The following is a 12,449-nucleotide window of genomic DNA, read 5'->3' as shown; positions in this document are numbered from 1 at the left end:
ACCTGTGGAACAGAGCCCGCTCGGCCGCCTAGCGCTTGGCGACGTCCCCCAAGGTCACCGCCCGAGTGCTCCCCCGCTGTGCCAGATATAGCTCAGCGCAGGCCAAAGCATCACTCAGCGCGTTGTGATTGCCATAGCGCGGCAAACCGTATCTCGAGCGAACTCGGGGAAGGCGCAGGTCCTCGCCGCGCGGATAAGTGCCCATGCGTTCCATGTGGCGCCGCTCAATAGCAAAGGTATCAACCACGCTCAACCGAGGGACCTGACCAAATATCTCTTTGGAAGCCGCTTCTATGAAGCCCACCTCCACAGGTGCGAAGTGAGCGAGTAGCGCTCGGCCGTTCAGGGCCTTTCGCAACTGCTTGATTGCCACTTCGCGTTCTTCGCCGGCATCGACTTTGTCTTGAGTGAGCAGGTGGACATGTGCATCTTCGGCCACCTTCGCGCCGCGCACCACGGTATAGCCGGCGCCAGATAGGTCGATAACACCGCCGTTCACCGGTACCCACCCGATAGAAACAATCTTTCCTGTGCGCGGATCAAGACTCGTGGTCTCCATATCTACGGCGAGCAATCCCAGCTCATCGAGCGGGGTGCTTCGTGCAGGCGCGCCCCAATCCGCGCGGCGGCTCCACCGGCTCCACATCTAGATACTCCTCACCGGGTACTTGGTGGCAAGCGCGTTCTGCATGGATTTGATCGCACGGAAAGCATCGCGCAGGTGCTCGCGATCCATGCGGCCCAAGCTCTTGGGGTCAATGTGGTAGTTCGGCTTGTGGCCTTCTCGCAACTGTCGAGCTTGGTGCTCGAAAGAAAGGGATCGGAGGTAGTCGAAGGCGTCGAGAAGCTCCTGTGCACCGCGGCGGCTCACCGCGTTCCCGGCGGCTTCGCTTGGGCGCTGGCGGGTGTCCACAACCGTGGAGCCGGATGCTAAGGCGAAGAGCCGGGCCATCTGGACAATACCCGCGGTACCTCCCTTTTTGATGTCGAGGGTATGTGCATAGTCGCCATCGCGCTCCACCACGAGTCCGCGAAAGAGCGTCAGCGGCGGCTCGCGGCGCGCGGCCAGGCTAGCCAGGTGGGCGTGCAGGCGCGTCGCACCCTTGCCCATCTCCACGGCGGCAGTGTGGACCTCGAGGGCCAGCTCCTCGCTTCCGTAGAGCACGCGGAAGTCGAAGAAAATCTGGGCGTTGAGCAGCGCCTCCGGTTGGGGGTCCCGGATCCATTTGCGGAAGGTGTCGATCCATTGGGAGCGCGTCATCCGCCACTCGGCGTTCATGGCCATCATGTCACCTGGGCACAGAGCCTGACCGGCGGCGGCAAGGCCCTGGCACACGAAGGTACTAAGCCGAGCGAAATACTCGCCGTGCGCGTTGGCATCATAATCATCCGCGAGGACGAGCGCATTATCTTGATCTGAGGCCAGTGCCATCTCGCGCCGCCCCTGCGAACCCACGGCCACGAAGGCATACTCCACTGGCGGAGGACCCAGTTCTTCCTCGGCAAGGGTGCACAGGCGGCGCGCTACCGCATCGGCGGCAAGCGTGACCAAGCTCGAGGCTTCCGCCGGTGTCGAGCCACGTTCCACGAAGCGCCCGGCCAGGCGCGTGGCCTCGTTGAAGGCACCATTCAGCTCCGCAACACTGGAGCGCCGTGAAAGATCCGCCGCAAGGTAGACCGGATCATTGTGCAGCAGCCGGGTAACGTCCGACTGCGTAACAATCCCCTGCAGGGCGCCTTCTTTGACCACCGGCAAATGGTGGATTCCGCGCTCGGCCATGTGCAAGAGTGCTTCCATGGCCGGGGCATCCGCCGATACCGTGAGGGGCTGAGGCGTCATGATCTCCCCCACCGATTCAGCAGGGTCACGCTCCGCGGCGAGCACGCGGGTGCGCAGATCACGGTCGGTCACAATGCCGGCAAGACGCTTGGCTGAATCTGAACCCGGTGTAACAACGAGCAGTGAGGACACGCCGCGGTCCGTCATCAGCATCGCGGCTTCGCGGATGGTGGTGGCAGCCGGCGCAGTCAGTATGTCGGTGCGAGTAAGCTCTCGCAGCGGCGTGCGTAAAACGTCGGTCGAAGTGGATTCAGAAAGCTCGCGTGCTGCCGCACGGATCTGGCGCGATTGCGCTGAAAAGAAACGCGCAATGTCGGGGTTGCGGCGGGACAACTCGCTGAAGTCCTCCTGCGCCAGGGTGAAGACGAGGCTGTCCTCCACCGCGACCATCTCATAAGCGGAGTGCGGCTCCCCCTGCAGCGTGGAATAACCGAAGGTGAGCCCGGATTCGCGGCGGTCTAGCAGCATGCCGTCCTCCCCCAAAACATCAATCGCCCCGGTGCGGATGATGTGGAGGTTGGCATTCTCTTGTCCCAGCTTGATGGGGATATCCCCTCGGCGCAGGTAGATCATGCTCAACTGTGAGGACAGCGCGTTAAGCTCTTCCTCCGGCAGGTGGGAGAAAGGCTCATTCTGGGCGAGGAAGCTGGTGACCTCGTCTATTTCGACGCTCATGCGCCAACCATACAGGGCTAGGCGCTGAGCGCGGAGGCGATTCGATCACCAATTTCGGTGGTGCGCGCTTGTGCGTCGCCGCGGGAGGAGACGTCGGCAGCCACGGCCTCTTCGATGCGCACGGCGTTCTCCTCATCCCCGAGGTGGCGCAACAGCATGGCCGCCGACAGGATCGCCGCGGTGGGATCCGCAATGCCCTTGCCCGCGATATCCGGGGCGGAGCCGTGGACCGGCTCGAACATGGAGGGATTAGCGCCGGAGGCATCGATGTTGCCGGAGGCAGCCAGACCAATACCGCCGGTAACTGCACCCGCCAAGTCGGTCAGGATGTCGCCGAAGAGGTTGTCGGTCACGATGACGTCATAGCGAGCTGGGTCGGTGACCATGTAGATCGTTGCGGCATCGATGTGGTTGTAATCTACGGTGACCTCGGGGAATTCCTTCGCAACCTCGTCCACCGTGCGCTGCCAGAGGCCACCGGCGTTAACAAGGACATTGGTCTTGTGCACCAAAGTCACGTGCTTGCGGCGGCCCATCGCACGCTGAAAGGCATCGCGCACCACGCGTTCAACTCCAAAGCGCGTGTTCTGAGAGACCTCCGAGGCCACCTCGTGTTCAGTACCTTCGCGCAGCGTGCCACCGTTTCCGCAGTACAGACCTTCGGTGCCCTCACGGACGACGACGAAGTCGATATCGCCCGGGTTTGCCAGCGGAGAGGTGGACGTCGGGTACAGCTTGGAGGGGCGCAGGTTGACGTGATGTTCCAGGGCGAAACGCATCTTCAGCAGCAACCCGCGCTCAAGCACACCGGGCGGGACCTCACCGGGCGCACCAATGGCGCCGAGCAGGATGGCGTCGTGTTCGCGCAGGGATGCCAGGTCGGCGTCAGTAAGCAGCTCCCCGTTGCGCAGGTAGCGTCGTGCGCCGAGGTCATAGTCCGTCACCTCGACGTCGTGGCGCACCGCGCGCAGGACCTTGAGCGCCTCCGCGGTTACCTCGGGACCAATTCCATCGCCGCCAATCACTGCCAGTTTCATTTTGCGGGATTCCTTTCTCACATATTGGATATATGTGAGAGTACCACCCCCTCTGCCTTGAGGGCGGCGAAACCCCCGCAAAGAACCGTTCTCGGTCCTTCACGGGGGCTGGGATGAAAGGTTCAGCTGTCCAGACTAGGCATCCAAATCAAGCTGGCGGCAGGTAGCACCCAGCGCCGCGTTGATTTCCTCGACAAGCTCCTCCGGCACCTCGCGCTCAACTCGCAAGATAAGGACTGCATCGGAGACATCCTTGCCCTGGGTCAATGCAGCCGCCACGATGTTGATGCCGGCAGCGCCAAGCTTCGTACCGACAGTGCCCAAGGCACCCGGGGCATCCTTGTAGGAGAAGAAGAGGTTGCGGCCCGTAGCGCGCATGTCGACGCCACGGCCATTGATGCGGATGATCTTCTCGACGCCGTCGATGCCAGTCAGGGCACCAGTGAGCTGCGATACCAAGCCGTCGGGGCCGATAACCTTGACCCTCACGGAGGAGCGGTGTCCCTTCGATTCCACGTTGGTCTTGACGTCCACGCTCACGCCGCGGCTTTCAGCAATCTGCATCGCGTTCACAAAAGTAACGGTCTCCGAGACCACGCCAGAAAACAGCCCGCGAACAGCGGACAATCCAAGAGCCGAAACATCCTCGTTGGCCAGCTCGCCGCAAGCCTCCACCTCGACGGCAACCGGCGCAGCGTCCAACAGGTTGCCTGCAACGAGGCCCAGCTTGCGTGTCAGATCCAACCAGCCGGCAACCTCTTCGCCGACTCGGCCGCCTTCGACGTTGACGGCATCGGCAACGAATTCGCCGGCCAGTGCCTTGAGCACGGAGGCAGCCACATCGGTACCCGCACGATCCTGAGCCTCGACCGTAGACGCGCCAAGGTGCGGGGAGACGGTAACTTGCGGAAGCTCGAAGAGCGGGGAATCTGTGCACGGCTCGGAGGCATAGACATCGAAGCCAGCGCCGCGGTGGTGACCGGATTTGATCGAAGCAGCCAAGGCTGCCTCATCGACCAAGCCGCCGCGGGCGGCGTTAATGATGATCTGCCCCTTCTTGGCCTTCGCTAGGAGCTCGGCGTCAAACATGCCGGCGGTCTCCGGGGTCTTGGGCAGGTGAATGGTCACGAAGTCAGCGCGAGACATGAGTTCCTCAAGGGGCACCAATTCCACGCCCAGTGCTGCCGCACGGGCCGGGTTGGCATAAGGGTCGTGTGCGATGACGGTGGTCTCAAATGCCAGCAGGCGCTGGGCAAAGAGCTGGCCGATGTGACCGAAACCCACGATGCCGATGGTCTTGCCGTATACCTCAACACCCTTGAAGGAGGAGCGCTTCCACTCACCTTGGCGCAGGGACTGATCCGCCGCCGGAACCTGGCGTGCGGTGGCGAGAAGCAGCGCGATCGCCTGCTCGCAGGCGGAGTGGATGTTGGAGGTCGGTGCGTTGACAACCATGACGCCGCGCTCGGTAGCAGCGGGGATATCAACGTTGTCCAAGCCGACGCCGGCACGCCCCACAATCTTCAGGTTCTTCGCTGCGGTCAACACCTCCGCGTCCACGGTCGTAGCGGAGCGGACGAGGAGGGCGTCCGCCTCCGGCACCGCGGCAAGCAGCTCCGCGCGGTTGGGGCCGTCAACCCAGCGGACCTCAACTGTGTCCCCGAGAGCATCGACGGTGGATTCTGCAAGCTTATCGGCGATAAGTACGACCGGCTTCGACATAACTTCCTTCACTAGTCTGAAATGTGGATGCCGAGAAGTGTAGTTTATTCTTTCCAACCCTGAGCGATTTTATGCGTGAATTCTGTCACTGAACCGAATTCCGGCCCGAGGGCCACGATCGGGCCATCCGCCAACCCCGCAGTAATCGCCGCGCCGGCTTTCGTTGCCGTCGGATCCGGTTGCGCCATCACGAACACCGTACCGCCATACGCGGTGGCGTTCACCACGTTTGCTAAAGGGCTGTCCTTCGTCGCAACGATCACCGGTGCCATCTGCGCATCACGGCGCGCCTGGGCAGGAATCGCTGGCATCTTTTCCTTCGTAAGGTGCTGCGGCAGGGGTTCCCACGCGGCCTTCAACTCCGTCTTGGTCGAAGAATCTAGGCGCGTGATGCTGTCCACCATGCGTTCGCGATTCACCACCACCTTGGATTCAAAGCGGAATGCGGTGTACTCCCCCAGCGCCTTGGTGTTTCCCGGATCATGCACCACTTCACGTTCGCCATTGTGGCTAGCCCATGGGACATTCCCGATGACGAGGATCTGGTCAACGTCAAGGTCGGTAAGCAGCTGCGAGATTTGCGGGCGAATCGATGAATCGTAGGTCACCATTGGCACGCGCTGCGATACGCTCAGCGTCGCGGCCCGCAGGGCAGCGGCATCTGAGTCTTCGGCCAAGATCAGCGTATTGCTTTCCTTGAAGAACAAGCGTGCGGAGTCAATTCCCCAGCGGTCCTCAACCACCGTAACCTCGTTGGCGAATTGCGGGTCAATAAGCCGCAGACGGTTTTCTTCGCTCGCGCGGGCTAGGTCAATCTCCGCCTCAGGGCGGGCGGTAATGTCCTGCGTCAGGATTGGCTCACCGCGCCCAAGCGAAGAGCAGCCCACCGCCGCAAGCGCGCTCATGCCCAGCAGCAGCGCTACAGGCACGGCCCGCAGCGCGCCCGACGACGACACCTTAACGTGCAAAGGCCTGCGGGCCCTCTTCGCCGCCGGAAAGGTTCGCCTCATCCACGTCGCGCACAACCTTCTTGTTGAGCGCGTATTCAACGATGCCCACGAAACGCTCGCGGCGATCGGCGAAGAACTGATGCGCAGTCTTCGCGGTCAGCAGCTCCGGCTCCAGGTCATGGGAGGCCAGCACGCTGTCGAACTCGGCGTCTTCCATAATCGACTTCGACTGCACGCGCGGCAGGTAGCGCTCCGGCGAGTGCCCGTCGAGGACAACCTCGGTGCGCTTGCCCATCGGCGTGCGGTTGAGCACGGAGTTGGCCAGCACACCGCTGACGCCGTGGCGCTCACACCAACGAAGCGGGAAGACCGGGAAGAAGCCTGGTTGCAGCTCCTCAAAGCTGTGCCGGTTGAACGGGCGGCCGGTCCGCCAGTCCTTCGCGCCGCGTGCCATAAGCAAAGCATAGAGGCCGTGCCACACCCCGTCGTGCTCCCCCACAGACAACAAGCGGGACTCGCGGAAGGAGGCATCGCGCACAGTCTTCGGGACATCCTCGGTCTCACCCGCGACCCACGCGGTGACCTCATCGACATCACGCGCAGCGCGCAGCCTCACTGCAGAAGAGCCATAAAGCTCACCAAAGACACCGCTCCAGAACCACTGGTTGAGGCGGTCCCATGCGTCCTGGCTGGACAGCACGCCCTTCTTTTCTGCCAGGCGCGCAAGGATGACAGCCAGCGGAATGATCTGCTCGGAATAAGGTACCTGCTCAAGGGAGAGAATGCAGCGCTCGGCCAAGAACTCAGCAACCTCACGGAAAGTAATCACCAGGGTTTGCGAGGCCTTGCGGTACTCATTCAGTGACAGCTGCAAGATATCTTCGCGCTGCCCGCCAGCGTTCCCCTTCTCCCCGGACACCAGCAGCGATACTGCCGAAAGGAACTCGTTGCGGCCGATGCCGTCGAGCGCGGGGAAGGCACGCAGCTGCTTCTCGACGCCTGCCCAGTCCTCCGCAAGGTGAAAGTCCGGATCTTCAGAAGCAAAGACAGCCGTCAGGAGATCGAAGACGTCCATCTGCAAACCGGCCGAGTTAGCCTGAGCGAAAATGGAGCCAATTCCCGAGCTCGCCGTCTCGCGGGAGAGGCGAATCATCGGCACCGTGTAGCCGGACAGGGGCCGTAGAATCCGGTTATTGAAGGCAGCGACGACGTCACGGGTGGCGCCATCGTTAGCAGCCGCAAGCTCGAAGAGCATGCTGGTGCCTTCCTCACTCAGCAACGCCGAGACCGGGATGCAGCATGCCTGTACTGCGGCCTCGCGACTATCCAAGGTGCCCTCGATGTCCGGCGCGAAGTGGGAGCGCAGTTCGCCGTGCTGGTTGATGGCGAAGACAGCTTCATCCGGCATGATGTCCTCGGAGGTAGCTTTGCGCAGGTCCACGAAGTACTTGCGGGAGACTTTCTTGGAGCGGAAATCGGTGGTATCCACAAAGCCCTCACCGCGGAAGCAGTGATACAGGGTGGTTAGCCTCTGCTGCCCATCGAGCAGGAGCAGGCCGGGGTTCACCCCAGTGTTAGGCGCGCCCGCGAGAGGCCGTGGCCGAAAGCGCATGGCTTCATTGCGGGTATCCAAGGCCATGAATGCACCGAGCGGGTATCCGCGCAGGACGGTGACGATCAGCGATCGAATTCGGTCTTCATCCCAGGCATAGGAGCGCTGGAAATCGGGCAGCTGAATATCACCACGATCGATGCGAGCGAAAAGGTCATTAAGGTCATAGCTTGGCGTAGAGAAACCCATGGCCCCGAGCCTACAACTAAATGTGGGAATATGCCCGTTTATGTGCGAACATCACATCAAAAGGAAATCCCGCTGACCAGTGGCCAACGGGATTCTGTAGTCGAAGCGTAGTTTAGGCAGTTGCATCCAGCGGGTTCTTGACCCAGCTCATGAGGTCACGCAGCTGGGAGCCGGTCTGCTCAATCGGGTGGGAGTTCACCTTGGCGCGCAGCTCCTCCAGCTCCTTATTGCCGCCTTCAACGTTGGCGACAAGGCGCTTGACGAAGGTGCCGTCCTGAATATCAGTGAGGACATCCTTCATGCGTTCCTTCACGGAAGCGTCAATGACGCGCGGGCCAGAGAGGTAGCCACCGAACTCAGCGGTGTCGGAACAGGAGTAGTTCATGTTCTTGATGCCGCCCTCAACGATGAGGTCAACGATGAGCTTCAGCTCGTGGCAGACCTCAAAATAAGCCATCTCAGGCTCATAGCCAGCTTCAGTCAGGACCTCGAAGCCGTTCATGATCAGGTACTCCACGCCACCGCACAGAACCGCCTGCTCACCAAAGAGATCGGTCTCGGTTTCATCCTTGAAGGTGGTTGGGATAACGTCGGCGCGGGCACCACCGATGGCCGCAGCGTAGGACAGGGTCAGCTCGCGCCCCTCGCCCTTCGGATCCTGCTCGGTGGCGATCAGGCAGGGAACGCCCTTGCCGTCGACGAACTGGCGGCGAACCAGGTGGCCCGGGCCCTTCGGAGCAACCATGCCGATGGTGATATTCTCCGCCGGCTTGATCAGGCCGAAATGGATGTTGAGGCCGTGGCCGAAGAACAGCGCGTTGCCGTCCTCCAGGTTCGGTTCGATATCCTCTGTAAAGATCGCCGCCTGGGAAGTATCCGGTGCCAGCAGCATGATGACATCAGCCCACTTGGCGGCCTCAGCGTTGCTGAAAACCTTGAAACCAGCCTCCTCGGCCTTCTCGCGGGACTTCGAACCCTCGCGCAGACCGATAGCAACCTCAACGCCGGAGTCACGCAGGTTCATAGCGTGGGCGTGGCCCTGGGAGCCATAGCCGATGATGGCGACCTTGCGGCCCTGGATGATGGTCAGGTCTGCATCAGATTCGTACAGAGTCTCAATAGCCATGTTTGATGTTCCTTTTCTCTTTGGGTTCGTTAGTACTACTCATCAAGTAGTAACTCGGTCTATTGAATTTGTATCATAATTTGGGACACTGCGCCCACATTGTGAGATTTTATTTTGTCGGTGCCATTGCCTTCGGCCCGCGCCCCAGCGCGACGTTGCCGGATTGCACCAGCTCGCGAATGCCGAAAGGCTCGAGGACGTCGAGAAGCGCCTGCAGCTTGCCCGGCGTACCGGTGGCCTCAACCACCACGGACTCCGGCGAGACGTCCACGATGCGCGCGCGGAAAATGTTCACTGCATCGACCACCTGGGGGCGGTTCGAGTTATCCGCGGCAACCTTTACCAGCATGATCGAGCGGGCAATGGTGTTTTCTTCCTCCAGCTCCACCACCTTGAGCACCGGGACGATTTTGTTGAGCTGCTTCGTCACCTGCTCGATGATGACCTCGGAGGCATCCACGACGATGGTCAGGCGGTTAATGCCCTCCGTCTCGGTCCGAGCGGACACCAGCGAGATGAGGTTATAGCCACGGCGGGTGAACATGCCGGTCACACGGGAGATGATGCCCTCAATATCCTGAACTCGAACGGAGAGGATGTGTCGGGTGATGTCGTCTTTAGCCATTGTTTTCGGCCTCCTCGAGAGATTCGTGGATGTCGGCCGGTTCCTCGGCCGCGGACTCATTGTCATCAAACAGTGGGCGCAGGCCCAGGGCGTACTGGATTTCCTCGTTAGAAGCCCCGCCGCCAATCATCGGCCACACCTGGGCATCCTGGCCCACGATGAAGTCAATAACCACTGGACGGTCATTAATTGAGCGCGCTCGTTCAATCGCCGGGCCAATCTCTTCCGCCGTGGTGACGCGAATGGACTCGCAGCCCAGGGCTTCGCTGAGCTTGACAAAGTCCGGCACAAATTCGTCGTGCTCGCGCAGCTTGGTATGGGAGTACTTGTTGTCATAGAAGAGCGTCTGCCACTGGCGCACCATACCCAGGTTGCCGTTATTGATCACGGCAACCTTGATGGGAAAGCCTTCCACGGCCGCGGTGGTCAGCTCCTGGTTGGTCATCTGGAAGCAACCATCGCCATCGATAGCCCAGACCTCTCGCTCCGGGCAGGCAGCCTTTGCCCCCAGCGCCGCGGGCACGGCGTAGCCCATCGTGCCGGCGCCACCGGAGTTGATCCAGCTGCGGGGGTGCTCGAAGTCGAGGAACTGCGCCGACCACATCTGGTGCTGACCCACGCCCGCACAGTAGATAGCTTCCGGGCCAACGATGGAGCTGAGCTTTTGGATAACCTCTTGCGGGTTGAGCAGGCCATCTGACGTCGGCTCAAAGCCGCGCGGGAAGCGGCGCTGCATGTTCCCCAAATACTCCATCCACGGACCAATTCGCGGGGCATCCAACTCCGCATCATTGGCATAAGCCTTGGTCAGTCCCAAAAGCACCTCGCGGGCATCGCCCACGATGGGAACAGCCACCTCGCGGATTTTGCCGATCTCCGCCGGGTCAATGTCGGCATGGATCACCTCGGCGTGGGGAGCAAAGGTGTCCGTATCACCGGTCACGCGGTCGTCGAAGCGTGCGCCCACGGCGATGATAAGGTCCGCCCGCTGCAGGGCCGCGACCGCCGGCACCGTGCCGTGCATGCCGGGCATACCCATGTGCTGCGGGTGATTACCCGGGAAGGCACCGAGAGCCATAAGCGTGGTCACCACAGGGATTCCGGTCAGCTCCGCGAACTCGCGCAGCTCGCGGGAGGCTTCGGCCTTGATGACGCCGCCGCCAACGTAGAGCACCGGACGCTCGGCGCGCGCAATGCGCTGAACAGCCTGGGTAATCTGGCGCGGGTGCGGAGTAGTCGTGGGCTTGTACCCCGGTAGTTCCGGCATCCTTGGGCCCGAATATTCCATATAAGCGTTCTGCACGTCCTTCGGAATATCCACGAGCACAGGCCCTGGGCGCCCAGTGGCGGCCAAATGGAAGGCTGCCGCGATCGCCCCGGGGATATCTTCTGCCTTGGTGACGATGAAGTTGTGCTTCGTAATTGGCATCGTCACGCCACGGATATCAGCCTCTTGGAAGGCATCGGTGCCCAGCAGGGAGCTGCCCACCTGGCCCGTGATTGCCACGACGGGAATCGAGTCCAGGTTAGCGTCAGCCAGCGGGGTCACCAGGTTGGTCGCACCCGGGCCGGAGGTAGCAATCATGACGCCGACCTTTCCGGATGCTTGGGCGTAGCCTTCGGCTGCATGGCCGGCCCCCTGCTCGTGGCGGGTGAGCACGTGGCGCAGCTTCGTGGATTCAAAGAGGGCGTCGTACAGCGGAAGCACGGCACCACCCGGAATGCCGAAGACAAGCTCGGTGCCGAGATCTTCGAGGGTGCGGACAATGGCGTGTGCGCCCGTGATGCGCTCGGGCGCCCGCTGTGGCGGTGTGGAAGCTGTCACGGTTGATGTGCTCCTTCAGTGGGGTGGGTGGTGAAGAGATCATCCAACGACTAACGCCCCCGTCTTTCCTTCCTGGGTGTGAAGGTAACGGGGGCGCTTGCTGGTCGACGTCACTTGTGGACTCGCTACGGCTCGCGCCGCCCGGGTACTACTACGAGGTGAAGTCGAATAATGATCATGGGCTAAACTGTACACTGATAGAAACACCACCGCTGGCATTTACCCCCATTTTTGGGATCTTTTTCTCATTTTGCGAGATTGCACAGGTGGGGCGGTTCGCCACCGCGCCGCACAGTCAATTACGATGACCCACTATGACGTCCTCACACCCGCAGAACGCATCAACTCGTGCCGAACACCCCACGGCCGAAACGTTCAAGCCCACCCGCGAACATCTCCTCGGCATTGGCATCCTCGCCGCCATTGCATTTCTCAGCATTGGCTGGGCTCCGAAGTACCTCTTTTGGGTCCTCATCTTCCCGGTGCTGGCCATCTGGTGGGTTCTACGCGCACGCACCACCGTTGACGGCAAGGGCATCCACATCACCTATGGCTTCCGCGGCCCCAAGAACATCGCGTGGGGCGACTTCAAGGGAATCGGCTTCCAGCGCTCGCGGGCCTACGCCCGCACCACAAGCGGCAACAACTTCAACCTGCCGGGAGTGACCTTCAACTCCCTCCCCCGCCTTGCCGCCGCTTCCAATGGGCGCATCCCCGACGCATTGACTGCAGGCCGTGATGCTGCCGACGACAAGGTCATCATCGTCCACCGAGATGGCCAGCAAGTCCTCCTCACCAAGGAGGAATACGCCGAGTACCTCAAGAAACACCCCGAATTAAAGGAATAA

10 protein-coding genes are annotated in these 12,449 nt (G+C 61.5%); 1 reads left to right on the top strand and 9 read right to left on the bottom strand.

The genetic code is table 11. The features are described from left to right. Positions 1 to 28 precede the first annotated feature (28 nt). The 9 genes from HMPREF2912_RS01455 to HMPREF2912_RS01415 form a co-directional block, all read right to left on the bottom strand. Positions 29 to 646, bottom strand: a complete 618-nt coding sequence (locus tag HMPREF2912_RS01455) for an exonuclease domain-containing protein (RefSeq protein WP_070683070.1) — start codon at positions 644 to 646, stop codon at positions 29 to 31. Beyond that, positions 647 to 2,515, bottom strand: coding sequence for a DUF294 nucleotidyltransferase-like domain-containing protein (locus HMPREF2912_RS01450; RefSeq protein ID WP_070683069.1), 1,869 nt, complete (start codon positions 2,513 to 2,515; stop codon positions 647 to 649). A 17-nt stretch (positions 2,516 to 2,532) separates the two neighbouring features. Beyond that, entirely contained in the window at positions 2,533 to 3,552 is a 1,020-nt protein-coding gene (locus HMPREF2912_RS01445; protein WP_070683068.1) for a 3-isopropylmalate dehydrogenase, read from the bottom strand. A 135-nt stretch (positions 3,553 to 3,687) separates the two neighbouring features. Further along, positions 3,688 to 5,274 (bottom strand): phosphoglycerate dehydrogenase, encoded by a 1,587-nt coding sequence (serA, locus tag HMPREF2912_RS01440; protein WP_070528608.1) that lies wholly within the window; start codon positions 5,272 to 5,274, stop codon positions 3,688 to 3,690. A 44-nt stretch (positions 5,275 to 5,318) separates the two neighbouring features. Beyond that, complete coding sequence (locus HMPREF2912_RS01435; RefSeq protein WP_148138147.1) at positions 5,319 to 6,203, bottom strand: hypothetical protein; 885 nt, start codon at positions 6,201 to 6,203, stop codon at positions 5,319 to 5,321. Between the two features lie 28 nt (positions 6,204 to 6,231). Beyond that, entirely contained in the window at positions 6,232 to 8,025 is a 1,794-nt protein-coding gene (locus HMPREF2912_RS01430; protein WP_070524423.1) for a GmrSD restriction endonuclease domain-containing protein, read from the bottom strand. Between the two features lie 112 nt (positions 8,026 to 8,137). After that, a complete protein-coding gene (gene ilvC, locus HMPREF2912_RS01425; protein ID WP_070683067.1) occupies positions 8,138 to 9,151 on the bottom strand; it encodes a ketol-acid reductoisomerase in 1,014 nt (337 codons plus the stop codon). Between the two features lie 109 nt (positions 9,152 to 9,260). Beyond that, positions 9,261 to 9,776: an acetolactate synthase small subunit gene (gene ilvN, locus HMPREF2912_RS01420; RefSeq protein WP_070528612.1), complete on the bottom strand. Its 516-nt coding sequence runs from the start codon at positions 9,774 to 9,776 to the stop codon at positions 9,261 to 9,263. Next, positions 9,769 to 11,601, bottom strand: coding sequence for an acetolactate synthase large subunit (locus tag HMPREF2912_RS01415; protein ID WP_070683066.1), 1,833 nt, complete (start codon positions 11,599 to 11,601; stop codon positions 9,769 to 9,771). The genes ilvN and HMPREF2912_RS01415 overlap by 8 nt, the downstream gene beginning before the upstream one ends. 314 nt (positions 11,602 to 11,915) lie before the next feature. Between HMPREF2912_RS01415 and HMPREF2912_RS01410 the strand changes: the two genes are divergently transcribed. Then, positions 11,916 to 12,449, top strand: coding sequence for a PH domain-containing protein (locus HMPREF2912_RS01410; RefSeq protein ID WP_070683065.1), 534 nt, complete (start codon positions 11,916 to 11,918; stop codon positions 12,447 to 12,449).

The sequence above is a fragment of the Corynebacterium sp. HMSC056E09 genome, assembly GCF_001813425.1.
GTDB lineage: Bacteria > Actinomycetota > Actinomycetes > Mycobacteriales > Mycobacteriaceae > Corynebacterium > Corynebacterium hesseae.
The sequence above is the reverse complement of the archived record's forward strand: the minus strand, read 5'-3'. Positions and strand labels throughout refer to the sequence as shown.